The sequence below is a fragment of the Pirellulales bacterium genome, assembly GCA_035499655.1.
In the GTDB taxonomy this organism is placed as follows: domain Bacteria; phylum Planctomycetota; class Planctomycetia; order Pirellulales; family JADZDJ01; genus DATJYL01.
Genome location: DATJYL010000062.1, coordinates 1 through 23,055 on the forward strand (window position 1 = coordinate 1; position 23,055 = coordinate 23,055).

26 protein-coding genes are annotated in these 23,055 nt (G+C 58.7%); 11 read left to right on the forward strand and 15 right to left on the reverse strand.

What is annotated here, in order from left to right:
• Positions 1 to 369: 369 nt before the first annotated feature.
• The 15 genes from VMJ32_04260 to ispF all read right to left on the reverse strand — a co-directional run bounded on the left by VMJ32_04260 (position 370) and on the right by ispF (position 14,481).
• Entirely contained in the window at positions 370 to 1,110 is a 741-nt protein-coding gene (locus VMJ32_04260; protein ID HTQ38213.1) for a PQQ-binding-like beta-propeller repeat protein, read from the reverse strand.
• Entirely contained in the window at positions 1,038 to 1,622 is a 585-nt protein-coding gene (locus VMJ32_04265) for a PQQ-binding-like beta-propeller repeat protein (protein ID HTQ38214.1), read from the reverse strand. The genes VMJ32_04260 and VMJ32_04265 overlap by 73 nt, the downstream gene beginning before the upstream one ends.
• A gap of 174 nt (positions 1,623 to 1,796) precedes the next feature.
• Positions 1,797 to 3,128, reverse strand: coding sequence for a mandelate racemase/muconate lactonizing enzyme family protein (locus tag VMJ32_04270; protein HTQ38215.1), 1,332 nt, complete (start codon positions 3,126 to 3,128; stop codon positions 1,797 to 1,799).
• An 83-nt stretch (positions 3,129 to 3,211) separates the two neighbouring features.
• Complete coding sequence (locus VMJ32_04275) at positions 3,212 to 4,567, reverse strand: alkaline phosphatase family protein (GenBank protein HTQ38216.1); 1,356 nt, start codon at positions 4,565 to 4,567, stop codon at positions 3,212 to 3,214.
• 98 nt (positions 4,568 to 4,665) lie between these two features.
• The gene (locus tag VMJ32_04280) at positions 4,666 to 5,604 is read right to left on the reverse strand and encodes a UbiA family prenyltransferase (protein HTQ38217.1); all 939 of its coding nucleotides are present in this window, start codon (positions 5,602 to 5,604) and stop codon (positions 4,666 to 4,668) included.
• Between the two features lie 154 nt (positions 5,605 to 5,758).
• A complete protein-coding gene (locus VMJ32_04285) occupies positions 5,759 to 6,619 on the reverse strand; it encodes a sugar phosphate isomerase/epimerase family protein (protein HTQ38218.1) in 861 nt (286 codons plus the stop codon).
• A gap of 72 nt (positions 6,620 to 6,691) precedes the next feature.
• Positions 6,692 to 7,813, reverse strand: coding sequence for a Holliday junction branch migration DNA helicase RuvB (gene ruvB, locus VMJ32_04290; GenBank protein HTQ38219.1), 1,122 nt, complete (start codon positions 7,811 to 7,813; stop codon positions 6,692 to 6,694).
• Positions 7,814 to 7,905: 92 nt separating this feature from the next.
• On the reverse strand, positions 7,906 to 8,175 hold the full coding sequence (locus tag VMJ32_04295; protein HTQ38220.1) for a type II toxin-antitoxin system RelE/ParE family toxin: 270 nt from the start codon (positions 8,173 to 8,175) through the stop codon (positions 7,906 to 7,908).
• Between the two features lie 9 nt (positions 8,176 to 8,184).
• Entirely contained in the window at positions 8,185 to 8,370 is a 186-nt protein-coding gene (locus tag VMJ32_04300) for a hypothetical protein (GenBank protein ID HTQ38221.1), read from the reverse strand.
• A 137-nt stretch (positions 8,371 to 8,507) separates the two neighbouring features.
• On the reverse strand, positions 8,508 to 9,638 hold the full coding sequence (locus VMJ32_04305) for a zinc ribbon domain-containing protein (protein HTQ38222.1): 1,131 nt from the start codon (positions 9,636 to 9,638) through the stop codon (positions 8,508 to 8,510).
• A gap of 89 nt (positions 9,639 to 9,727) precedes the next feature.
• The gene (locus tag VMJ32_04310; protein ID HTQ38223.1) at positions 9,728 to 10,780 is read right to left on the reverse strand and encodes a zinc ribbon domain-containing protein; all 1,053 of its coding nucleotides are present in this window, start codon (positions 10,778 to 10,780) and stop codon (positions 9,728 to 9,730) included.
• Positions 10,781 to 10,862: 82 nt separating this feature from the next.
• Positions 10,863 to 11,495 (reverse strand): Holliday junction branch migration protein RuvA, encoded by a 633-nt coding sequence (gene ruvA / locus VMJ32_04315; GenBank protein ID HTQ38224.1) that lies wholly within the window; start codon positions 11,493 to 11,495, stop codon positions 10,863 to 10,865.
• Positions 11,496 to 11,589: 94 nt separating this feature from the next.
• Positions 11,590 to 12,249 (reverse strand): crossover junction endodeoxyribonuclease RuvC, encoded by a 660-nt coding sequence (gene ruvC, locus VMJ32_04320; protein ID HTQ38225.1) that lies wholly within the window; start codon positions 12,247 to 12,249, stop codon positions 11,590 to 11,592.
• Between the two features lie 10 nt (positions 12,250 to 12,259).
• Positions 12,260 to 13,966, reverse strand: a complete 1,707-nt coding sequence (gene cysS / locus VMJ32_04325) for a cysteine--tRNA ligase (protein HTQ38226.1) — start codon at positions 13,964 to 13,966, stop codon at positions 12,260 to 12,262.
• Positions 13,967 to 13,968: 2 nt separating this feature from the next.
• A complete protein-coding gene (gene ispF, locus VMJ32_04330) occupies positions 13,969 to 14,481 on the reverse strand; it encodes a 2-C-methyl-D-erythritol 2,4-cyclodiphosphate synthase (GenBank protein ID HTQ38227.1) in 513 nt (170 codons plus the stop codon).
• A 108-nt stretch (positions 14,482 to 14,589) separates the two neighbouring features.
• Between ispF and VMJ32_04335 the strand changes: the two genes are divergently transcribed.
• The 11 genes from VMJ32_04335 to fabG all read left to right on the forward strand — a co-directional run bounded on the left by VMJ32_04335 (position 14,590) and on the right by fabG (position 22,999).
• A complete protein-coding gene (locus VMJ32_04335; protein ID HTQ38228.1) occupies positions 14,590 to 15,597 on the forward strand; it encodes an ABC transporter ATP-binding protein in 1,008 nt (335 codons plus the stop codon).
• An 88-nt stretch (positions 15,598 to 15,685) separates the two neighbouring features.
• The gene (locus tag VMJ32_04340) at positions 15,686 to 16,570 is read left to right on the forward strand and encodes an ABC-2 family transporter protein (GenBank protein ID HTQ38229.1); all 885 of its coding nucleotides are present in this window, start codon (positions 15,686 to 15,688) and stop codon (positions 16,568 to 16,570) included.
• Positions 16,571 to 16,622: 52 nt separating this feature from the next.
• Complete coding sequence (locus VMJ32_04345; GenBank protein ID HTQ38230.1) at positions 16,623 to 17,150, forward strand: hypothetical protein; 528 nt, start codon at positions 16,623 to 16,625, stop codon at positions 17,148 to 17,150.
• Positions 17,151 to 17,161: 11 nt separating this feature from the next.
• Complete coding sequence (locus tag VMJ32_04350) at positions 17,162 to 17,977, forward strand: ABC-2 family transporter protein (GenBank protein ID HTQ38231.1); 816 nt, start codon at positions 17,162 to 17,164, stop codon at positions 17,975 to 17,977.
• Between the two features lie 351 nt (positions 17,978 to 18,328).
• Positions 18,329 to 18,775 carry a hypothetical protein gene (locus VMJ32_04355; protein HTQ38232.1) on the forward strand — a complete coding sequence of 149 codons (447 nt, stop codon included), beginning with the start codon at positions 18,329 to 18,331 and terminating at the stop codon, positions 18,773 to 18,775.
• Positions 18,772 to 19,335, forward strand: a complete 564-nt coding sequence (locus VMJ32_04360) for a hypothetical protein (protein ID HTQ38233.1) — start codon at positions 18,772 to 18,774, stop codon at positions 19,333 to 19,335. Before VMJ32_04355 ends, VMJ32_04360 begins: the two co-directional genes overlap by 4 nt.
• 275 nt (positions 19,336 to 19,610) lie before the next feature.
• Entirely contained in the window at positions 19,611 to 20,210 is a 600-nt protein-coding gene (locus VMJ32_04365; protein HTQ38234.1) for a hypothetical protein, read from the forward strand.
• A gap of 33 nt (positions 20,211 to 20,243) precedes the next feature.
• Complete coding sequence (locus VMJ32_04370) at positions 20,244 to 20,555, forward strand: hypothetical protein (GenBank protein ID HTQ38235.1); 312 nt, start codon at positions 20,244 to 20,246, stop codon at positions 20,553 to 20,555.
• 338 nt (positions 20,556 to 20,893) lie between these two features.
• Positions 20,894 to 21,073 (forward strand): 50S ribosomal protein L32, encoded by a 180-nt coding sequence (rpmF, locus tag VMJ32_04375; GenBank protein HTQ38236.1) that lies wholly within the window; start codon positions 20,894 to 20,896, stop codon positions 21,071 to 21,073.
• A gap of 100 nt (positions 21,074 to 21,173) precedes the next feature.
• The gene (fabD, locus tag VMJ32_04380; protein HTQ38237.1) at positions 21,174 to 22,082 is read left to right on the forward strand and encodes an ACP S-malonyltransferase; all 909 of its coding nucleotides are present in this window, start codon (positions 21,174 to 21,176) and stop codon (positions 22,080 to 22,082) included.
• A 143-nt stretch (positions 22,083 to 22,225) separates the two neighbouring features.
• A complete protein-coding gene (fabG, locus tag VMJ32_04385) occupies positions 22,226 to 22,999 on the forward strand; it encodes a 3-oxoacyl-[acyl-carrier-protein] reductase (GenBank protein HTQ38238.1) in 774 nt (257 codons plus the stop codon).
• The last annotated feature ends 56 nt before the right edge of the window (positions 23,000 to 23,055 follow it).

Below are 23,055 nucleotides of genomic sequence, written 5' to 3' on the forward strand. Positions count from 1 at the left end.
GCGCGACTGATCGATCAAGCCACGGACACAACACCTCGTCATCAAGCAGTGGAAACACGGAGGTTTGATCCAGCGGGCCGCGGACGGAACATCCGACCGAAAACGGCGTGGCTGGATGTTGCGAGGTTTTACGTTACGCAACTATGTGTACATTAGTACATTTCAGCGCAGAAGGCAAGGGAGTTTTTGGGCCAGGGGGCAAGTGAGGGGTGAGGGGTGAGGGGTGAAGCGGGAGGCAGAAAAAAGGAGGCAGAAGGCAGGGGGTAGAAGGCGGAGGGGCTGTGTGGGGTGGAGCGTTCTGCCAGTGTGTCGCGGCTAAACCGCAAGCGTTTGGACCGGCGATCGGCGGTGCCCGCGCTCTGAGCGGATTCACTCCAGCGTCCACAGCGCGACGTCTGTTTTGTCTTTGATGAAAATGCGGTTGCCGGAGATGATGGGGTAAGCGTACGTATCGCCGTCGGCGACTTTGTAGCTGGCGATTTGCTTGTATTCTTGTGCGCTGGGTTCAAATACCAGCAGGTTGGCCGCGGGGGTCAGGGCCATCAGCACGCTTCCGCAATCGACCATGGAGCCGTAGCCGGGGCGGGCGCCTGCGCCGTTTTCCATGCGTGGGGTTTGCCAGGCGGTTTTGCCGTCGGCGGCGCTCAGGCAAAACATGGTTTCGGCGCTGGAAATGCCGTACAGGAAGCCATCTTTCAGGACCGGCGTGTTGAACTGCACGGAAAGGTCGGGATTGCTCCACAGCTCGGTCGGCCCCAGGGTGTCGTCTTTCTTTTCCAGCTTGACCGCCTTCGTGCCGCGGCCGGATCCGGAGAAGATGACAATGTTGCTGTCGATGATGGGCGTGGCGGCGTTGTAGCCTCCGCGCGAAACCGTGTAGGGGGTGGACCAGAGGATTTTTTGATCGGTCGGGTTGATGGCCACCACGCTTTTTTCGGTAAGGGTGACGAGGACCGGCAGGCCGTCGACGGTGAACATCATGGGCGAGCTGTAGGCGGTGCCGTCGCCGGTCCAGCGCCATTTTTCTTCGCCGGTGTTCAGGTCGTAGGAGACGATGGCCCCTTCTTTATTGCCGCCGAGTTGGGCGATGCACTGGCCCTCGGCAATGATGGGGGAGCTGCCGGTGAAGAAGCGCGGCCAAGCGCCGGGAAAATCGTCTTTGGTCCACAGTTTTTGCCGGTGGCGGCGTCGTAGCAGTTCAGTACGCCGCGCAGGCCCAGTGTGACGACTTTGCCTTCGCCCACGGCGGGCGAGCTGCGGGGGCCGGAAAAGGCGGCGGCCGAGGGGCCGTTGGGGGCTTGGGCCTCGTTTTGATCTTTCCACAATTCCTCGCCGGTGGCGGCATTCAAGCAGCGGATGATTTCGTTATTGTCCTGGCGGGCGAACACGTACAGTTTGTCGTCGACCAAGGCGGGCGTCGAGGGACCTTCGCCCACCGTGACTTTCCATTTTTGCGTAAGCTCCTTGGGCCACTGGGCCGGCGCTTTGAAGCCGGTGACTTTAGCATCGCGATTGGGCCCGCGCCACTGGGGCCAGTTTTGGGCGCTGGCGGGAAGCGAATGCATCAGCACGATCGGAATGGATGCGGCACTGATGATGAGCAAGCGAGCGGCGCGTGTCATGGTTTTCTCCCTTTCATCCGTGGAGTTGGTGCGTGAGAAAGCGTGACGGAGGTTGCCAGAGCGGCGCGCAACATTGTAGCCGATTGCCGGAGAGAGGAAAGCGCGGGGGAACCTTCGGTTGAACCAGGGCTTATGCGCGGCAAGGCAGAGACCCACAAGCGGCATCAAGCCGTTTTATTCCGTCGGCGGCTTGGCGGTCGACGTTGGGGCGGTGATCACCGTGGCGCCTTTCAAAATTTCTTTTGGATCGCCCAGGCCCAAGCCGGGCCCGGTGGGAATGTTCAAAGTGCTGTCGGCGGTGCGCAGGGGCGGATCGAACCATTGGCCGTAAGTTTCGACGCCGTTTTTGTATTCCTGCCAGGGGCTGATGTTCGGCACGCACGAGCAATAATGGAGCGAATACACAAAGCCGAATCCGCCCGACAGGTGCAGCATGATCGGCAAGTTGCACAGCGCGGCCATGCGGCCGACGCGAATGGAGCGGATAAGGCCGCCGTAATAATAGACGTCGGGCTGAACGACGTCGGCGACGTGATTTTTGATTTGTTCTTGAAATCGCCAATGGCTCGACTCCTGCTCGCCCAGCGCGATGGGAATGGAGAGGGCATCGGTGACTTGCTTGGTGGCTTCGAAATTGTCGAAGGGGCAGGGCTCTTCGAAATGGATGCTGCCGATGTCTTGCAGCATGCGGCCCACCTCGATGGCCTGCGGCGGATCGTACGAACTGTTGGCGTCGGCCAGGATGGTGAAGCTGTCGCCCAAAGCCTTGCGCGACAGCGGGATGAGGCCGGGGGTGCGGCCAGGCAGAGCGTCTTCGTTGCGGCTCATGCGGCCGCCGACCCGATATTTGACGGCGTGAGCGCCGGTTTTTTCGATCAGGCTTTTCAGGTAATCGATTTCCTGCTCCGGCGTGGTGTCGCGGCGGCCGCTGGCGACATAAAATTGAATGCTGTTGCGCTGCACGCCCCCCAGCAAATCGCCCAGCGATTTATTGCTCATGCGTCCCAGCATGTCGAGAATGGCGAATTCGACCATCGCCACCGGAACCCAAAACGCAAGGCCCTGGAATTTGTAGTTGTCGCCGTGGCGGTAGAGTTGGAACAGGTGTTCTTCCAATCCGCGGGCATCTTGACCGATGAAGTATGGCGCGACGAGCTTGTGAAAAATGGGGCCAAGGACATCCATGCGGCCATTGTCGACCGAGAGGCCTTCCGCGCCGTCTTTACTGCGGACGCGGACGAAGTAATCTTTGCCTTTGTGCAACAGCTCGACCGATTCGATGATGACGGGGTCGGGAAACAATTCTTGCCGCAGGATGGGTTTGGAGGCGGTTTCGTCCAGCGCGGCGGTGGTGACGTTGCCGTGGAACGTTTTTGTGCCGACGCCGGGCATGGCGGGGGCATCGGCGGCGTGGGCCGAGTTTGCGAGCGAGAAGGCGCCGACACCGGCGGCAGTGGTGGCTGCGCCTGCGGCGCTGGCCAAAAAGGTGCGACGCGGCAGTTTCATGGTTTCCCCCTATAGGCTGACGTTTGCGTTTGCACTGCTGTTTTACGCCACAGGTTTTGCGCCGCGGGCTTTTCGCCAACGGCTCAGCAGCCGAAGTAGCGCAGCGCGATGTCGAACACTTGCGTATCGAGCAGAACTTGGTTGCCTAACAAGCCGCCGTGCGAACTGAGAATAACGCCACGTTGGCTTTCGTTCTCGGCCGGCGCGCCATGTGAACCGCACACAAGGCCGGCGTTCAATGGGATGCCGCGCGTAGCCGGATCGAAAAACAACTCCACCGGATCATAACCCGGCTTGCGGTGAATATCTACCGTGCGGGCGAAACGGGGGGCTTTTTCATCGAGCAGCCACCAGTAATACGCCTGCCAACTGCCGGGCGTGGAGATGAGGACGACGTTGCCGGAGCGGAGATGGTTGAGATGGAAGCGGGCGAGTTGGTCGGCGCTGAGCACTTCTGCGATTCCGACGTGGCTATCGAACAATTGTCGCACTTCTTCGATGGCCGCCGTGTCGCCGGGCTGGGTGAAGATGTGGGAAAATTGATGATCGACCAGGGCCCAGGCGCGGCTGGCGGCGAAATCGAGCTGTTCGCCGTCGGGTTCTTCGTGAATTTTTAGTAGCCCGGCTTCTCGCAACAGGCGGTTGGGATACAAAACGTGATCGACCGGGACGACGGCATATTCGCTGGCGATGAGCCACTCCACTCCATCTCCCTTTGGGAGAAGGTCGGGGTGAGGGTGCTCGGATGTCTTGTACGCTTCTTGTAACCCTATGGACAGTTTGCCGATTTGCTCGTCGAGTTCTGCGAGTGCCGCCAGTGCGGCGGGACTATCCGGGCCGAATTTCTGCGCTGCGTAATCTAAATGCGGCAGATAGATGTAAAAAAACTGCGGCTGCGATTGGCGAGCGGCGATGAGGGCGGAATCGACAATCCAGGCCGTGCTGTTGATGCTCGCCAGCGGTCCCCAAAAATGCTGCAGCGGGAAGTGGCCGAGCTGGTCGCGCAACTGGCCGTACAGTTCCGTGGGGCGGGTGTAGCACCAGAGCGATTCGCTGCCGTCGGGATTGTGAACCGGGGCGGGTGTGCAGATGAGATCGGCATTCGCGCCTTTGCTGTGCAGCGGAAACCAGACGGCGGTGGTGAGTTCGTCGCCGTGTTGGCCGAGCAGGTCCCAAATTTGCGGAGCTTCGATCACATCGTTCCAGGCGGTCCACATCTCGACCTTTTGCTTGTCGCGCCAATAAAAACCGTTGGCAATCACGCCGTGTTGGTTGGGCAACTTGCCCGTGGTCATGTTCGCCTGCACCGGGCAGGTGACGCAGGGAAAGCTGGGGGTGAGCGTGGCCTGCTCGCCGTGGCGGGTGAGCTGGCGCAGCTTGGGCATCGATGACAAATCGCGCTGGCGCAGGCCGGGAATGGAGAGGAGAATTAACGCCATAACGAATCCATTTTATAAAGCCGCGACCGTTGGTCGCGCTGAAGTGCAACCGGACATTGTATCGTAGCGCAGCGCGACCGACGGCCGCGGCTTTATGTTCACGTTGAATAAACCCAGCGGCCCAGGAGGATGGCGGGGATGAGCAGCGCGAGGACGCCGAGGGCCGGTACACAGCCGCGGACGCCCAGCACCACGGCGGCATCGAGGACGATGATGCTGAGGATACCGGTTTTCACCGCCGCTTGGACCAGTGCCGGCTGCGGGTTTGTAATCGCGCGCACAAATCGCCAGCCGATGAGCGCGGCCAGGGCCAGCCAGAGAAGGGCCCAATATTGCGGATGCAGATTCCAGATGTCGGCCAAGGAGGGCGCCGAGGAAAATTTTGGGAACAACCAGAGCAGGGCCAGGCCGGCAAGCATCGTGATGAAACCGCCGAGCAGATGATTTCGTGGGCTGGTTGTAGCTTCGCGGCGGGCAAACCAGGTGAGGCCCACGATGTACACGCCGATGCCGGCGGCGACAAGATAATTCGCGGCGCCTAGCGGCTGGGGCGAAACGCTCATCCCCAGCAGCACGTTCAGAAAGCGGCAGCCGCCCATCGCCACCGGGCCCAACGGTGTGCGCTTCCAGCGTGAGTTATATCGCAGAATTACGATGGCCAAAATGGGAGCAAGGATCAGCGGCAGCCAATCGCGGGTTGCCAGAGCAGCGAAGGCGCAGCTCGCTTCGCCGACGACGATGAAGAGGAATCCCAGTGGAATCGCTTGTTGCAATTGAATCCGGCCCGATGGGATGGGTCGGTCCGGGCGCTGGCGGCGGTCTTGTTCAACATCAAACACATCGTTAATGACCATGCCGGCGGAGTAGAGGGCGCTGGAGGCAACCAATAACAAGACAAATGTGCCGGGCGGCCACAGCGATTCGTGCGTGAACAGAAAGCCCATCGCCACGTCGGCCATGGCCGTGAACACGTTGGGCAGGCGCATGAGCTGCAGCCAGGGGAGCAAGCGCGACGGTTTAATTGAAGGTGTGTTCACAAATGTTTAAATGAACCGCGGAGACGCAGAGACGCGGAGCAAACAAATGAGTAATAAGGAAACTATGAATGCATGAAAGTGATATTCATTCTTTTCTGCATTCCTGGCTGCATTATAAAAATGTTCTCTCTGCGTCTCCGTGTCTCTGCGGTGATCAATGGATTGAAATGCCGATTTGCGCAGCGGTTTGGGTCAGAAATTCGCGGGCTTCTCGGGCGGCGGTGTCGGGGTTGTCGATGTAGGGGTACAACTCTACGGTGAGCCAGCCGGTGTAGCCGGTGGCGTGGATTTTGGAGAGCGTGGCGGGAAAGTCGATGGCGCCGCGGCCGGGAATGAGATGCTCGTGCTTGCGCGTGGCGGCGATGTCTTCGAAATGGTAGTGCGCGGTGTGTGGGGCCATTTTTTTGACCCAATGCTGCGGATCTTCATTCACGCAATAAGCATGGCCGATGTCGAAGTTCAGCCGGACCCAGGGGGAGTTGATCCGCTGCACAAATTGCAAGTATTGGCCGAAGGTTTCGATCAACAGTTCCGGCTCCGGCTCGATCAGCAGTTTGATTTGCAGCTTTTCGGCCAGTTCGACGCAGGGCATTAGCTCGTCGTAAAAAATCCGTGCACCGTCGTCCCAGGTTTGCTCGGGGGTGAGATGGCCGCCGGGCTCGGTGGTGATGCAGGGTGCACCCAGTTCGTGGGCTAGTTGCAGGCTGCGTTTGGTATGTTCGCGGCGGATGGCGCGGTAGTGCGGGTCGGGATCGGTCCAGCCGGGATGCCAATACGGTTGCCGGGGATCGGCCACGGCGTTCATCATAAAGGCGTTGATGTTGGAAATGGTGAGCTGGTGGCGGTCGAGTGCTTGGCGGATCGATTTCTTTCGCTCCGGCAGCAAGCCGGCGGGCCAGGCGTGCGGCACGTCGGCGAGGAGTTCGATGCCGGTGTAGCCCAGGCCGGCGATGCGCGCGATCGTGTCTTCGATGGAAAAGTGGAGATAGGCGTTGGAAGAGAAAGCGAGGCGCATGGGCAATCATGTCTGGAACGACCGCTGCGGTTTATTTACGACGACAAAGTCGTCGGCTTGGGACGGGAATTTTCAATTGAACAGCCGGCCTTGGGGTTGGGCGGCGTTGGCTTCGGCGGAGGGGGTCAGGCCGAGGTGTGTGTAACCGGTGGCGGTGAGTTTGCGGCCGCGGGGAGTGCGGATGACCAGTTCGCTGCGCAGCAGATACGGCTCCACTTCGTCTGAGAGCGTGTCGGGTGAAAGATTGAGCGTGTGGGCGACCGCTTCCACGCCCACCGGGCCGCCGTGAAAAACCCGGGCGATAGTTTCCAAGTATTTGCGGTCTTGCCCGTCGAGGCCCAGCGTGTCGATGCTTTGCATTTCCAGCGCGGCCTGGGCGACGGCCATGCTAATTTGGCCGTCGGCGCGGCTGATGGCGTAATCGCGCACCCAGCGGAGGCGGTTGTTGGCCAGGCGCGGCGTGCCGCGGCTGCGGCGGGCGATTTCCTCGGCGCTGGCGTTGTCGATTTTAACGCGCAGTTTGACGGCGCTGCGGCGGACAATTTCGCTCAGTTCGTCGACCGTGTAAAAATCTAAATGCTCGCGCAAGTGGAAGCGGTCGCGCAGCGGAGCGGAAATCAGGCCGGTGCGGGTCGTGGCGCCGATGAGCGTGAACGGCCGCAGCGGCATGTTGATGGTGCGGGCATTCACGCCTTCGCCCAGCGTGATGTCGATGCGGAAATCTTCCATCGCGGGGTAGAGGAATTCTTCCACGGCTTTGGGCAGGCGATGAATTTCGTCGATAAATAGAATCGAGCCTTCTTCGGCGTTAGACAGATACGGGACCAAATCTTTGGGAGCCATCAGGGCCGCGCCGCTGGCGATTTGGAGCGATGCGCCCAATTCGCGCGGAATGCAGGTGGCGAAGGTGGTTTTGCCCAGGCCAGGCGGACCGTCGAAGAGAATGTGGCCCAGCGTTTCGCTCCGTTTGCGGGCGGCATCGAGCGCGATTTCCAAACGCTCGGCCACTTCGCGCTGGCCGACCATGTCTTTCATACGCTGCGGGCGAAGCAGACGATCGACGTCGTCCGTGGTGGAATTATCGATGTCTGTTGTCCGTTTCTCGCCAAAGCCAGCATGCGGTCCGCCCAAGCCGACGACTTTGTCGTCGGCAGCGGCGTCGGTCGACGACGGTTTCACAATCGGCTCACGCATAGGCGTAAAATTGGCCTACTGATGCTGTACGGGTGTTGAGTAACGCCGTCAGTATAGCAGAAAGCGCCGACGCAAATGAAGCCGCAATTAGGCTATAGAAGTCGTTCGATGTCGAGTGCGGCGTGGAACACGCCTAAAATATCGATGTCGCTGGATGTCTTGACCAAATAAGCGATCCGGTAATGGCCGTAGAGAATGATGCGAATGCCACGGCCTTCATCGTGTTCGTAACGGTAACCAAATTCGGGAAACTGCTTCAGCAGTTGAACCTTGTGGTAGATGCCGTAGATGGTTCGCTTGGCGGCCGGCGGATTATCTTGGGCAATGTAATCGTGAATTTCGCGCAGCCACCTCGGCTTCATGCGTCCAATTTATTTGCCCCAACGGTCGATCCTCCGTTTCATTTCATCGTCGCCGATAACGCGCTTTTGCTGCGAATCTTCCAGGCCGCGTTCAATCATGCGGGCCATAGCTAATTCGCGGAGAATTTCGTCGTAGGAGCTATCATCGGGTTGCCCGGCGATAATACGGCTCATGGTTTCTTTGGCGGTGGACATGATAAAAACCGTACGCAAGAGAGTTCTCAAAGACGCAACCGCAATTCTACTTCTGGTCAGTGGCGAATTGCAATTCCGAAACCAAATTGTTGGGAGAATTACGCTAAGTTGGATACGACGTTTCACCTTGGTGTAAATCAGAGTAAATTCAGCGGCGTTATAGGTTGAATCGACCACATCGCTTGTATTGAAGCAGCAGGTGTGAACGAAAACCGGTCCCAGCGCGCTGCGTGGTGGCGGCCGGCGGCGAGCAGCCAGAACAGAATCAGCGCGAGGATAATGGCCGCAATCGCCACGGCCACGCCGATTTTTTTGTAGGACACCGGGGCCTGGCCGGACGATTTTCCGGTTTGGCCGTTGCACAAAAAGCGGAACACCTGGTCGCGGTAACGGTAGGCCATCATCCATACGGGCAGGAGCATGGGTCGGCTGGCGAGATTGGTAATGCGCACGTTCACGCGCATGTTGCGGCACTTGCCGGCCACGTATTGCCCGCAGGCGTCGGACTCGCCGCTTTCTAAACCTTGGCGGGCCAATGGCCGGGCGTATTTGCGGGGCACGGTGAAGCGCTCGAAAATGACGTTTTGCAGGTCGACTTTGTCCGGCGGCACCGCGGAAGATAAATCGAACGGGCAGAGCGCGGCGGTTTCAGCCCCGGTGAGCGCGCCGCTAGCGCCGACTAAGAGGCCCGAATAATTTCCTTCATGCTGGCCGCACACGGGATACCAACTGGCCCGCGCGCCCGGCGGCGTATGGCTGCTGTCGGCGGTCCAATAGGTGTGCGTTTGGGCGTCGAAGACCCAATAGGGAATGTAAACTTGCCGCATGCCGACGACGGCGGCCTGCTGGGCCAAATCGCCGGGACGCCAAAAGCCTTGGCCGAGCCACTGGCGCATGCCGGCGACGGCCTGATCGCGCGAAACGGCGAAGGGAACAACGGCATCCGGCGAAATTTCTTTGGCGTCGGGCTTTTTTTCGAGCTGCTCCGAACCGCAGAACGGGCAGCGGAGGGTTTGGGCGCTGGCGTCGTAACTCATCGACGCGCCGCAACTGCGGCAGGTGAAGTTGCAGGTGGTGAGGTGGGTGGCGGGGGCGGCGTCAGTGGTCGGTGGGGCGGCGGAGTTCCCGACTGGCACAGTCGGGCTATTTTGATCTGGGGTTGGGGGCGTGGCGGAAGTGGGCGCTTCGGCGCCGCAGTTGGGGCAGAAGAGATCTTCCTCGTCGAGGACCGCGCCGCAGACGGTGCATTTGAGGAGCAAATCTGACATCGAAATTCACCACGGAGTCACGGAGCCACGAAATAGTGAATAACCAATGACCATCCCGGCGCGCCGGGATGGTCATTGGTCATTTTGCCTCACCGGTGCGTTGCCAGCCACCATAAAATAATTGCTGCGATAATGCCGATCGCCACGGCCAGGCCAATGCGCATGGAGGAATACGGTTTGTCGCCGGTGGTTTTGCCGGTCTGGCCGTTGAGCAGGAAACGGTACAGCTTGTCGCCGTAGCGGTATGACAGCAAATAGACGGGGAGCAAAATCAGGTCGGAATAGACGTCGCTGAATTCGCAGTTGACCAGCACGCGGGAATGCGTGTCGCCGGGGAGGAAGTTTTCGATGTTTCGCTGTTCCCAGCGCTGGAATTCTTGTTGGCAGAGCGGCAGCGCTTGGTCTCGCACCACGCTGTATTCCTCGCTCAGCCAGCCGGCGAGAAAATAGGGCTGATAACGCTTGAGCGCTTCCAAGCGGAAGGGCTTGATGCCTTCGGCATAATTTTGCGGCAGGCCGCGGCTGCCGGAAACCAGGTAGCCGCTGTAATAATTGTGGTGCTGGCCGGCGAGGTCCCACCACTCGGTTTCGGTGACGGTGCGAGTGACAGGCTTGCCGTCGATGATGGTGGTTTCGGTTCGATACCAATGCTCGCCAATTTGTGCAGTCCATTGACTTTGGGCGAGCATGGAAAACGACCAGAACGGCACGTACACGCCGCGGAGTTTTTCCTCGATTTTGGCGGTGCTGAGGTCGCCGGGGCGAAACATGCCGCTGGCGCGGAGCCACTGGCGGAATTTTTCCAGCGCCTGCTGCGGCGTGATGGCGAAGCCGATGATGAACTCCGGCGGCTGGCGGCCGGTTTGTTCGTCGGTGCTGTCGACGACCATGTTGGAATCGCAAAAGGGACAGGTGATGCTGCGCTGGTCGGCGGCCAATGTCAGTTTGGCCCCGCAGTTTTTGCACTCGACGGTGCGGGTAGCCGGCGTGACGGGTTGCGCTTGCTGAGCCGCCGGCTGCGACGCCCCGCAAACGTTGCAGAATTTATCGCCCACTTCCACGGGCGAACCGCAATTGGCGCAGGCGTGGCCTTGCGGCGGCGGCGTGTGAGCAAGTTCGGCGGTGGCGGCGGGGTTGGGCATGAAGAAGCAATTAGCGGTTAGCAATTAGCAATTAGCCGGAGAAAAAATTCCTCGCTAGTCGCTAATCGCTAGTTGCTAATCGCTATTTCTTGTGGCTCTGCTGGTAAATGGCTTGGAGCATTTCTTCGACGGTTTTGGGTTTCTTTTTCGTTTCCAGGGCAGCTTCGATCAGGCGGCGGGCGTCGTGTTCGCTGTGGCCGAGTGAGCGGAGGGCGTCGAAAGTTTCGCGCAGGATGTCGCGGTCGGCTTCGGTTTCAGCGGTGCGCGGCTCGTCGCGGGCCACCATCAGGGCGAACTTGGGCATTTTGCGGCGGAGCTTAGCGACCATGCGCTCGGCCGTGGCGGGGCCGATGCCGGGCAGGCCGGCGAGCGATTTGACATCTTGCTCTTCAATGGCGGCGGCGACTTCGCGCACGGGGCGAACCATGGCCCGGAGGGCTTTTTTCACGCCGACGCCGTCGACTTCGCAGACCAGGTCGAAGAATTCGCGCTCCACCTCGGTGAGAAAGCCGATGAGCCGTGGCGTCATGCGGCCGTTCATGGCGCTGCCTTCCAGATATTCGATAGTGTGCAGGCTGATGTCGTGGTCGATTTGCGATTGCAGCCGGCGGCGGGCGAATTCGGGAATGAGCACTTCGTATTGGAACGCGCCGACTTGCAGCGTGAGTGATTCGACATCGAGACGGAGCAAGCGGCCGGAAATGTTGGTGATCACTGGAAATAGCGATTAGCTATTAGCAATTAGCGATTAGCCCGACATAAAATGTCTTGCTAATTGCTAATCGCTAGTTGCTAATTGCTCCTCGTGTTTAATCGCTAGTTGCTAATCGGTGTTCGCTGGAGGCGGGCGATTCTTGCTCCGTGCGACCAAGATAATAATGACAAACGGCCACCGCTAGGGCGTCGGCCACGTCGGGCGGGTCGGGGAGTTGATCGAGCCGCAATTCCCGTTGAATGGCCAGTTGCATTTGCTCCTTGGAAGCGCGGCCGTTGCCGGTCAGAATTCGCTTGATTTGCGTGGCCGGGTAATGGACCACCGGAATCCCGGCTTGGGCCGCGGCCAGGCAAATGACGCCCCGGGCATGGCCCATTAATATGGACGTGCGGGGATGGGCGACGTGCGAATAAAGCTGCTCCAGGGCCATGACGGCGGGCCGGAGCGTGGCGATGCAATCGGCCACGCCAGCGTGAATTTCCGCCAAACGTTCTTCCAGCGATTGCTTGGCATTGCCGCGGATGACGCCGGCTTCGATGACCCGTGGCTGCTTGGGTTTTTTGGGATCACGCTGGAGCACGCCGTATCCGGTGATGTTGAGACCGGGGTCGATGCCGAGAATGCGGAGAGGAAATGGGGAGTGGGGAGTGGGGAATGGGGAGTGTGGAGTGTGGAGTGGGGAGTGGGGAGTGGGGAGTGGGGAGTGGACGGTCATTTTAGCCGCGGTGCTTGCACCGCGCTTGCGGTTTAGCATGGCAAATCCGTTACGCGCGGTTCCACTGCGTGCCGCCGGGGCGGTCTTCCAGCGTGATGCCCATGGCTTTGAGACGGTTGCGGATTAAATCGCCAGTGGCGAAATCTTTGTTCTTGCGGGCGGCAGCCCGGGCGTCGATGAGCAGCTTCATCAATTCATCGAGTTGTGCGCCGGCAACGGGTGGTTTGTCAGCGCCCAGTTTTCCAGTTGCATGGAGTTCGGTTGCCAACTGAACGACTTGGGCCGTGAGCGCATCGTCGCCGCCGGCGGATTTTTGCTCGACCGGTTTACGAAACAGGCCCAACACGCCGGCGAGTTCTTTGAGGACGGCGGCGCTTTTTTCCAGAGCGGCGAGCTTGGCGGCGTCGGGCTGGCCGGCCTCAAGCTTTTCGGTATCGACGAATTTGTTGAGGGCGCCGAGCAGTTCGAATAGTTTGGAAGCGGCGGCTCCGGTGTTGAAATCGTCGTCCATGGCCTCCACAAATTTTTGCCGCAGTGCGGCCACTTCGGCGAGCAGTCCCGGCGCGCCGGGACTGGCGGGATTGAACTCGCCGGCCATACGGGTGGCGGCGGGCTGTAGCACGTAAAAGCTGCGGCCGGTGACGCGCTCGAATCGTTTGAAGAAGCGGTAAAAGCGGTCGAGGCTGATGGCGGTTTCTTGCAGCAGTTCTTCGCTGTATTGGATAGGGCTGCGGTAGTGCGTGGAAAGCAAGAAGAAGCGGATGGTTTCCGGCTGATGGCGGGATAGCAGATCGCGGAAGGCGCTGGCGCCGGTCGATTTGCTGATTTTGGCGGATGGCTGCGACGACAAGTCGTCGGCTTGGGGATTAGCGGAGTCTGCTGCCCGAGTATTACGGCCGCCGATTTTGCCGGCCTCGGCGGCGGCTTGCATCAGGCCGTTGTGCAGCCAGTATTTGGCTTGCGGCTTGCCGTGGGCGCACTCGCTTTGGGCAATTTCGTTTTCGTGATGGGGGAAGATGAGATCGAGACCGCCGCCGTGAATGTCGAACGTTTCGCCCAAGATGCGACGGCTCATGGCGGAGCATTCGATGTGCCAGCCGGGTCGGCCTTTGCCCCAGGGGCTGTCCCACGCCGGCTCGCCGGGCTTGGCGCTTTTCCAGAGGGCGAAATCGCCGGGGGAGCGTTTGCGGCCCGCCATATCGCCCCCTTCGCCTTGCAGACTTTCGGTGGTGCGGCGGCTGAGTTTGCCGTAGCCGGAATCTTTGGCGACGTCGAAATAGACATCGCCCTCGGAAGCGTAGGCGAAACCTTTGTCGATGAGCACTTTTGTGAGCTGGATAATCTCGTCGATGTTGTCCGTGGCCTTGGGGAAGTGATCGATGGTGTCGACGCCCAGCGCGGCGAGATTGTGCATGTAGTCGGCGGTCATTTCCTCGGCCAGCTTGGCCATGGTCATGTTGCGGGCGGCTGATTCCTTGATGAGCTTGTCGTCGACATCGGTCACGTTCACGACCCAGGTGACTTTGTAGCCGAGATATACCAGATAGCGCTTGATGGCGTCGAAGATGACCGGTCCGACCATGTGGCCGATGTGGCTGGGTTTGTAGACCGTGGGGCCGCACAAATACATGCCGACCTGGCCGGGCTTGACCGGGACGAACGGTTCCTTGGTGCGAGTGAGCGTGCTGTAAACACGCAGCGCGGCAGCCGGCGGATTGGCAGTGGATGATGGCACGCGTGAGGTGGCGGTGGACATGATTATTCGGCTTCGGGTGGTGCGGTTCGTTCGAGCAGCGCGACGCATTGAGTGGAGACGGCTTCGCCGCGGCCGACGGCATCGACGCCTTCGCCGGTTTTGGCTTTCACACACACGGCATGGGCGGGAATTTCCAGCAGTTCGGCAATCCGCATCCGCATGGCGTCTTTGTAATGACCTAATTTTGGCCGCTGGAGGAAAACAATGCAATCGACATTAATAATCCGCCAATCAAGGGCCTGCAGACGCTGGCAAACGGCCCGGACCATGGTGGCGGAATCCTGGCCGCGATGGGCGGGGTCGGTATCCGGGAATAAATCGCCGATATCGCCCAGCGATGCGGCTCCGAGGAGGGCGTCGATGACGGCGTGCAGCAGGGCATCGGCGTCGCTATGGCCGATGGCCGCTTGATCGTGCGGAATGGACACGCCGCCGATCCGCAGCGGGCCGCCGGGCCCGAGGCGGTGGGTGTCGTGTCCAATGCCGACGCGGAGGTTGGTGGCGATGGCGTTCATTTTCGCCGGAATTATAGTGGAGAGGCGAAAACCCGACAACGCACGGCAGGAGTACCTTCCATGGGCTTCACTTTCCTCGGTTGACTGTGCCCCCTATAATCCCGCGCCATGAGTGTCATCGAAATTTCCGGGCTGGCGAAAACGTATCGCGTGTACCAAAAGCGCGAAGGGCTGTGGGCATCCGTTCGCGGGTTGCTGCATCGGCAATACAAGGAAGTGCAGGCAGTGGCGGGCATCGATTTGAAAGTGGAGCAGGGGGAGTTCGTGGCTTTTTTGGGGCCCAACGGGGCGGGAAAAACCACGACGCTGAAATTATTATCGGGCGTGATTACTCCCAGCGGCGGCATGGCGCGAGTGATGGGGTACGTGCCGTGGAAGCGGGAAAACGCTTATCGGCGGCGCTTTGCGCTGGTGATGGGGCAAAAAAATCAACTGTGGTGGGATTTGCCGGCGCAGGAATCGTTCCGCCTGCACCAGGAAATTTACCGCATTGAGCCGGCGCAGTTTGAGCGCACCAAAGACGAGCTGGTGGATTTGCTGACGGTGCGGCAATTATTGGGACAGCCGGTGCGCGAGTTGTCGCTGGGCGAGCGGATGAAAATGGAGCTGATCGCGGCCCTGCTGCATTCGCCGGAAGTGCTGTTTTTGGACGAGCCGACCATCGGCCTGGACGTAGTGGCGCAGCACAACATTCAAACTTTCCTGCGGCATTACCAGCAGGAGCGGAAAATCACGATTTTGCTGACCAGCCATTACATGAAAGATGTGGCTGCACTGTGCCGGCGGGTGGTGGTAATTACGCTGGGCAAAATTATGTACGACGGTTCGCTGGCGGGCATTATCGACCGGTTCAGCAAACACAAGGTGGTGACATTGCAATTGGCCGAAGAAAACATGAACGGTGATTGGAGCCGTTACGGCGACGTCGTGGAACAGAAATCGCCCACGGTGCGGTTGCAGATTGCCCGTGATGTGATTCCGGAAACTCTGGCCGCGATTTTGGCCAATCATCAAATAGAAGACGTGAGCGTGGAAGACCCGCCCCTGGAGCAGGTGATTGCCGATTTGTTTTCACAAGCGGGAAAGCAGCAGGAGCAATTAGCAGTTAGCGGTTAGCAATTAGCGGGCAGCAGCTAAGCCGCAAGCGTCGCACAGTACGTTCGAGTCGCATTTTATTTCAATCGATTGATTCAGGCGCGATGTCATGTCGACCGTGTTGGAATCGCCGGACGTTTCAATTTCGCGATCATCGCTTGGGTCCAGTGTGCGCACGTGGTGGACCATGCTGCGGATTTCGCTGGAGGAGCGGCTGGTGTACCGGGGCGACTTCATGCTCGGTACTCTGATGCGGTTCCTGCCGTTTGTGACGCAGATTTTTTTGTGGAGCGCCGTGGTAGGCATGATGCCCGGCAGCGCCATCGCCGGATATACTCTCGACGAAATCATTGCCTATTTGTTGCTCACGAACGTCAGCCGGGCGTTTTCCAGCATGCCGGCGCTGGCCAGCGGCATTTCGCGCAGCATTTTGGACGGCACGATCAAAAAGTATTTGATTCAGCCGGTCGACATGATCGGTTTTTTGTTGATTACCCGAGTGGCGCACAAGTTGGTGTATTACTCGGTGGCGGCGTTTCCATTCGCGCTGATGTTTTTTTTGTGCCGTGGTTACTTTAGCGGGTGGCCCGAGCCGACAGTTTTGGCAGCGTTTTTGTTGTCGCTGGTGCTAGCGTTTGTGCTGGGCTTTTTTTTGGAATCGTGCATCGGGATGATTGGCTTTTGGTTTTTAGAAGTGAACTCGCTGCTGTTTGTGTACATGCTGTTCAATTATTTTTTGAGCGGGCAAATGTTTCCGTTGGAGTTCTTCGACAAAATCATGCTGTTTGGCACGGTTTCGCTGGGCACGCTGATTCGATTGCTGCCGCTAAAGTATTTGTGTTACTTTCCCTGCGCGGTGTTCTTGGGCAAAATTTCCGGTGCGGATTTGGCCATTGGCCTGTTGGTCGAATTGGGCTGGGTGGTGTTTTTTGTGTGCTTAGCCCAGTGGTTGTTTAATCGCGGCGTGCGGCGGTATTCGGCGTTTGGGGGATGAGGGGAAGGCAGAAGGCTGAAAGCAGAAGTGAGAGGGCAGGACGGATGGTGGAATGATGGCGGGAATTGAAAAAGCTGATCCTGCAAGTACGAAATATCGCCGGTGGCGGTTGTGGTTTGGGCTGCGCACGCTGCTCATTGCGGTGACCGTGGTCGGCGTGCTATTGGCGGCGGGCACGGTTTGGTATCACGCGCAGGAGAACGAGTATGTTCGACAGCAGGCGATTGCCCAGCGGTTGGAAAGTTGCGGTGCCCAGGTGACGTGGGAGCAACATCGGCCGGCATGTCTGGGGTGGATTGGAAGCCCATCGACATTCAAGCGAGTGGCCACAGTCGTGGGGGGCAATTTAGACTGTGTGCTGAACGAATTGCCGGACCTGCCGGACGTGCGGGAGGTTGTTACGTCGAACAATCAATTGACGCGCGAGGACTTGGACCGCTTGGCAAAACTCGATCAAATTACCAAGGTGACAATTGGTTATGGTCAGCGGCCGACTCCATCAGAGAATGCCGCTGAGGAAATCAGTCCGGACGAAATTGACGCCCGGTTGTCGCAAAAGATTGTCGTTAAATTGCCGTGAGAGTGTCATCAATGCTGCGTGCCAATTACCTGCGTGTGTTTTTGACGTTTGCCCGCAATAGTTTGGTGCGGAACATGACGTTTCGCGCCAACTTCATCATCGAGTGCATTTCCAGCATCTGCTGGATGACGATGAGTTTGGTCTTGTATGTGTTAATTTATCACTTCAAGAACGACGTTGCCGGGTGGGGACGTTACCAGTTTTTTGTGTTCTATGCCACGATGTTGTTCATCAATAGTTTGGTGGAAGCGTTTTTCATGCCCAATGCGGAGGAGTTTAGCGAGCTGGTGCGGACGGGCGGGCTGGATTTTGCGCTCTTGAAGCCGATCGACACGCAGTTTTTAATTTCGCTGACGAAGGTGGATTGGTCGAGCTTTTCAAATTTCCTCTTTGCATGCGGGCTGTTGTGGTACTCGCTGGCGAAGTTAGATTACACGCCGACGCTGTGGGAAGTGGCGCTGTACCCGGTGTACGTGCTGTGCGGCGTGCTGATTTTGTACAGCCTGATGATCATGCTGGCGGCCACCAGCGTGTGGCTGGGGCGGAATCAAACCCTGTACGATTTTTGGTTTTATATCACCAACTTTTCGCGCTATCCGATGGAAATTTACACCGGGCCGTTCGGCACGCCGCTGCGGATGTTCTTTACGTTTTTCATTCCGGTGCTGGTGGTGGTGAATGTGCCGGCCCGGCTGATGGCGGCGCCGATGCAGGCGATGTATTGGTACCTGGCGCTATTTGCGGTGGGGGCGACGGCGGCCAGCATGGCGGCCAGCCGGTGGATGTTTTTACGCAGTTTGGAAGCGTACCGGAGTGCCAGCAGCTAGCGGGGAAGCGAATGACCAATGACCAAGCACGAATGACCAATCTTGCGGACAGCTTACGGTAACTTCATTGGTCATTGGTCCCGGCGCGCCGGGATGGTCATTGGTAATTTAGGCAGCGGAACTTTTCTGCGGCGGGTGGGTTTGATCTATTAGCCGCCGGTGTGCGTTAGGGGCGGCCATCTTAATAACCCTCCGGGCGTGAGGAGAACTTGTCCATGTTTCAGGCGAGGTGTGTGAAACTCCGTACTTGGGGTGTGCCGCGAGTGGCGGCGCTGGCGGCCATTGGAATATTTTCGCTTTTGATGTCGAACACGGCGGCGCGGGCGCAGGATTCGGGCCGAGGACGTGACGGTGATCGCACGGCCGATGGCGTTGATCGCCCTGCCGGCGGAATTGATCGGCAGGCCTGGAGAGAATTCGACGGAATGTTTCGAGATCGGATGGCTGACCGGCGCGATGGGCCGCAGCGAGATGGCTTCGGCGGCGGTGGACCGGCGCGCGATGGTTTTGGCGGTGGTGGATTTGGCGGTTTCGGAGGCGGACCGCCGCGCGATGGGTTTGGTGGATTTGGCGGCTTCGGTCGTGGACCGGGGGGTGATGGTTTTGGAGGCGGGCCGGCGCGAGATGGATTTTTTGGCCCGCCGCGTGATGGATTCGGCGGGGGTGGATTCGGCGGCGGATTTGCAAGAAGTGATTTCAATTTTCGAGAGGGAGGGGCGCACGGTGGATTTGGCGCTGGATTTGGCGGCGGCGGTTTCGGGCCACCGTGGGCCGGTGCAGGCCGCTATGCGGCAATGAGCCATCGCTATGCGGCAGCCATGCATCATCGGTATTCGATGGCGGCGGCCGGCGGCGGGCATCGCCACGGCAAACACGGCCATCATCGGCACGGGCATCACCGCAAACACCGTGGCGGCGCGGCATATCGTTCCGGCGGCAATCGCACGGCCAGGAATTTTAACGGACGTGGACCGTGGATGGCGCGGAATGATTTTTGGCGTGCAGGTCCGTACGGCTTCCAACAAGGCGGGCGGGCCATGATGGCGCGGCGAGACTATTGGCAGCGAGATTTCGGTCGCGGGCCGGCCTGGCAACAAAATGGTGGGCGGGAGTTTGCCGATGGCGGCGGTTTTGGCCACAGGTTGCCGCCCATGGCGCGCGATGGCGATGGCATGAGACGAGATGGCGGACCGATAGCGCGCGGCGGTGGCTCGATGTCGCGAAATGGTCGGATGGACGGCGGCGACGGCAATCGCTCGAACACGGATGTTGAGACGCGGCTGGATAGCATCGAGCGCCGGCTGGACACGCTGATGCGGCTGATAAGCCAGGAGCACGATCAGCAGCCGCGACGGTAAGCCGTAAACGGTAGCCTGCTAAACCGCAAGCGGAAATCAATCCGCGGGCGAGTGAGCGGTTACATCGAAACGCTTGTGGAATTCAATAAATTTGGCTTGTGCGTGTCAGCCCGGTACGCCAGGCCGAACAGACCCCGGTGGAAGCCTTCGCTGGAATCCACCGGGGTCGCTTTGTATTGAGAAATATTCCGTTTGACGTTTACTTGGCATAAAATACACGCGGTCTTGTAAATTGCGAGTGAGGAACCATTCGATAAATCATGTGAGCGCTAATCATGAAACCGCTTAGCATTGTTTGGCTGTGTGCAGTTCTGGTGATTTTTAACCAGCGTGCTAACTCACAAGATGCACCTTCTCCAAAGCAGGGTTCGGCAGATAAGAGCGGCGAAAATTCGAACCAGCCGCCTACCAAACAAGAAATGCAATTAGATAAGCTGCCGGATGGTGCGGCTAAGCGCGCTGCATTCGTGCAGGAGGCAAAAAAATTGGTGATGGGTGATACGTGCGAGGACGTAGCGAAAATTCTTGCCAATCAAAACAACATCTTTACGATGAACTCCAATCACGACCGATTTGGATTCACCGCCTATCTTCTGCCCGACGGTATTTACTGTGTTTACCTTACGCTCCCTCCTTCGAATCCTGCCGGCCATGTCGTAAGGGATTGTCCCTGCGATAAGGTAGAAGTTTTGCGATTACCGCTGCCGCAACCAAAACCAAAGGGCTTGAACGCGTACATCCACAACTTCTTGGATTTTCTTATAAGTGATCGTAGCAAGAGCGATGGAATACAATGTGAGTTGATTTATTCTGACCCGCCACCAAAACCTGATGTCGATAATCTAAAAATTGATCCCAAAAAAGTACAACCTTAGCCGTAAGGTTGTGGTCCAAAAGGCCGCTCTAAAATGTCTGATGCACTGGCGGCAAGTTTGCTAATCATTGGGCTGCTGGCAGCCATTGCGCTTTGTCTGTTACGCCGAGTGCGATTTTCGGTCCGCGAACTATTTCTTCTGATGGCGATTGGGGCGCTCGTGGTCGGCTGGTGGCTAGACCATCGACGCGCTGATCTTGCGGTTCGCTATGCTCAGGCGAAAGAAAAGGTTGCCGAGTTTGATGCCCAAAGATGGTCTGCGGCAGTTGACAAGCTAGATAAAACGAACAACCAGCCGGCGAATTTGGGCAACGCAGCAATTTCTGACGGCAGCATGGGCAAGTAGGCGCGGGGCGGGGGACTTGCTATATTTTTGCTTTTCCGTTTTCTTTCTCACACGGAGGAGCATATCATGGCGAAACGCAGACCGCTTAAGAAACTGGTGCAGCGAGTGCGGGCGGGCGTGAAGAAGCGTCGGGCGAGACGAGTAACCCGCAGGAAGGCCCGAAGAGCAGCCAGGGCAAGCGGTTAGTCGATTGAGAAATGGATGGCTGCTGGATCGGCGTGCGCAGCGTTTCCGTGCGAACGATTGTCGAGCGGCGGTGATTGCCGGTGCGCCGGTGTTCGTGCACGTCGCGCCAGCCGTAACAATATCGTTTAGATTTTAGATTGGCAGGAATTATCATGGCCGTCCCGAAGCGACGACAATCGAACCAGAAAACCCGCAGCCGGCGGGCGCACGATCAAAAGCACCCTAAGCAACTGACGTACTGCTCCCAGTGCGGTCAGGCTGTGCCCACACACACCATTTGCCCCAAGTGCGGGCATTACATGGGGCGGACGGTGGTGGAAGCGGAAGAGTAAGAAGGTGTCTGGTGTCTAAGTGTCTGGTGGTCTGGTTTTGTGCGGTATAAGAGTTCCAGACACTCAGGCACCTAGACACCAGACACCTGGACACCCAACCATGTCCACTGCATTTTTGTTTCCCGGTCAAGGCGCACAAAGCGTGGGGATGGGGCGCGATATCGCTTCCGGCGCGCCGGAAGCGAAAGCGGCGTTCGATAAGGCGAACGAAATTCTGGACTACGATTTGGCCAAGATTTGTTTTGAGGGGCCGGCCGAAAAGCTTGATTCGACGGTGTACAGCCAGCCGGCGCTATTTGTGACCTCGGTGGCAGCGCTGGCGGTGATGAACGAACGGCAAAACGACGTGGCCGAAAGTTGCCGTTACACGGCCGGATTGAGCCTGGGGGAATACACGTCGCTTTTTTTCGCCGGCGTGTTGGAATTTCGCGATGCCCTGCGGGTGGTGGCGGAACGCGGGGCGGCCATGCAGGCGGCTTCCGACGCGACGCCCAGCGGCATGGTCAGCATTCTGGGATTGGAGCGCGACCAGACCGAGCAGTTGTGCCGCGAGTGCTCTCAAGGCGAAGTTTTGCAGATTGCAAATTTGTTGTGCCCGGGGAACATTGTGGTTTCGGGCGCCAAAGGTGCGTGCGAGCGGATTGCAGCGGCGGCCCTGACGGCCGGGGCGATGAAGACGATTCCGCTGGCCGTGGCGGGTGCGTTTCATACGTCGATCATGCAGCCCGCCGTGGCCCGTCTAACGGTCGCGCTCAAAGACGTGCAGATGAAGCAGCCTCGCATTCCGGTGGTTTCCAACGTGGACGGCAGGCCGCACGAAGATCCGGAGGAAATCCGCCGGCTGTTGGTGCAGCAAGTGGTGAGCCCGGTGGTGTGGGAAGACAGCTTGCGCTGGTTGTTGGCTGAGGGAGTGAATAAGGTCTACGAAGTCGGCCCGGGCCGCGTGTTGCGCGGTTTGCTGAAGCGGATCGATCGGAAGCTGGAGAGCGTCGGGACGATGGACGGATGAGGGAAATGACGAATGTCTAATGAATGACCAATGACCATCCCGGCGCGCCGGGACCAATGTCCAATGACTGATGCTTCTGAACATTGGTCATTCGAATCCATCATTCATTCGCCTATGCAAATTGAAATTTAACGGGAGCGATCATGCCGCATGAAGTGAGTCAGAAAAAATTTGCCGTGGATTTAACCGGCCAGGTGGCTTTGGTCACCGGGGCTTCGCGCGGGATTGGAAAGGCGATTGCGCTGGCCTTGGGGCGGTGCGGGGCCAAAGTGGCGTGCGTGGCGCGCGATACCGCCAAGCTGGCGGAAACGGTGGCGGCCATTCAAACAGCCGGCGGGCAGGCGGAAGCGTTCGCTTGCGACGTGACCCAAGGCGCGGCGGTGGCGGAATTGGTGGAAAGCATCGCTGAAAAATGGGGCCGGCTCGATATTTTGGTGAATAACGCCGGCATTACCCGCGATACGCTGCTGCCGCGGATGAGCGATGAACAATGGGACGAAGTGCTCAACACGAATTTGCGGGGCACGTTTTTATTCACGCGAGCGGCAACGCGGCCGATGATGTCGCAGCGTTACGGGCGGATTATCAACATTTCCAGCGTGTCGGGGTTGATCGGCAACGCGGGGCAAGCGAATTACTCGGCGTCGAAGGCGGCGATTATCGGCTTTACACGCACGGTATCCAAAGAATTGGCCAGCCGCAAAGTGACGGTGAACGCCATTGCGCCGGGGTTTATCGAAAGCGAAATGAGCGCCGCCTTGGGCGAGGCGCTGGTTGACCAAGTGAAAACCCGCATTCCCATGAAGCGGTTAGGCACCACTGACGAAGTGGCCGACGTGGTGTTGTTTTTGGCTTCGCCCACCAGCGGCTATATCACCGGGCAGTGCATTACGATCGACGGGGGGATGATTATGTGAGGGGAAGTTGAACGTTGTCCATCTTTGCATCCGGCCAGGCGGCCGGGGGCTAAGCC

Coding starts and splice junctions, on each gene's coding strand:
- VMJ32_04265 (HTQ38214.1), bottom strand. CDS start 1,622: ATGACACGCGCCGCTCGCTTGCTCATCATCAGTGCCGCATCCATTCCG.
- VMJ32_04270 (HTQ38215.1), bottom strand. CDS start 3,128: ATGAAACTGCCGCGTCGCACCTTTTTGGCCAGCGCCGCAGGCGCAGCC.
- VMJ32_04275 (HTQ38216.1), bottom strand. CDS start 4,567: ATGGCGTTAATTCTCCTCTCCATTCCCGGCCTGCGCCAGCGCGATTTG.
- VMJ32_04285 (HTQ38218.1), bottom strand. CDS start 6,619: ATGCGCCTCGCTTTCTCTTCCAACGCCTATCTCCACTTTTCCATCGAA.
- ruvB (HTQ38219.1), bottom strand. CDS start 7,813: ATGCGTGAGCCGATTGTGAAACCGTCGTCGACCGACGCCGCTGCCGAC.
- VMJ32_04295 (HTQ38220.1), bottom strand. CDS start 8,175: ATGAAGCCGAGGTGGCTGCGCGAAATTCACGATTACATTGCCCAAGAT.
- VMJ32_04300 (HTQ38221.1), bottom strand. CDS start 8,370: ATGTCCACCGCCAAAGAAACCATGAGCCGTATTATCGCCGGGCAACCC.
- VMJ32_04305 (HTQ38222.1), bottom strand. CDS start 9,638: ATGTCAGATTTGCTCCTCAAATGCACCGTCTGCGGCGCGGTCCTCGAC.
- VMJ32_04310 (HTQ38223.1), bottom strand. CDS start 10,780: ATGCCCAACCCCGCCGCCACCGCCGAACTTGCTCACACGCCGCCGCCG.
- ruvC (HTQ38225.1), bottom strand. CDS start 12,249: ATGCTAAACCGCAAGCGCGGTGCAAGCACCGCGGCTAAAATGACCGTC.
- cysS (HTQ38226.1), bottom strand. CDS start 13,966: ATGTCCACCGCCACCTCACGCGTGCCATCATCCACTGCCAATCCGCCG.
- ispF (HTQ38227.1), bottom strand. CDS start 14,481: ATGAACGCCATCGCCACCAACCTCCGCGTCGGCATTGGACACGACACC.
- VMJ32_04335 (HTQ38228.1), top strand. CDS start 14,590: ATGAGTGTCATCGAAATTTCCGGGCTGGCGAAAACGTATCGCGTGTAC.
- VMJ32_04340 (HTQ38229.1), top strand. CDS start 15,686: ATGTCGACCGTGTTGGAATCGCCGGACGTTTCAATTTCGCGATCATCG.
- VMJ32_04345 (HTQ38230.1), top strand. CDS start 16,623: ATGATGGCGGGAATTGAAAAAGCTGATCCTGCAAGTACGAAATATCGC.
- VMJ32_04350 (HTQ38231.1), top strand. CDS start 17,162: ATGCTGCGTGCCAATTACCTGCGTGTGTTTTTGACGTTTGCCCGCAAT.
- VMJ32_04360 (HTQ38233.1), top strand. CDS start 18,772: ATGAGCCATCGCTATGCGGCAGCCATGCATCATCGGTATTCGATGGCG.
- VMJ32_04365 (HTQ38234.1), top strand. CDS start 19,611: ATGAAACCGCTTAGCATTGTTTGGCTGTGTGCAGTTCTGGTGATTTTT.
- VMJ32_04370 (HTQ38235.1), top strand. CDS start 20,244: ATGTCTGATGCACTGGCGGCAAGTTTGCTAATCATTGGGCTGCTGGCA.
- rpmF (HTQ38236.1), top strand. CDS start 20,894: ATGGCCGTCCCGAAGCGACGACAATCGAACCAGAAAACCCGCAGCCGG.
- fabD (HTQ38237.1), top strand. CDS start 21,174: ATGTCCACTGCATTTTTGTTTCCCGGTCAAGGCGCACAAAGCGTGGGG.
- fabG (HTQ38238.1), top strand. CDS start 22,226: ATGCCGCATGAAGTGAGTCAGAAAAAATTTGCCGTGGATTTAACCGGC.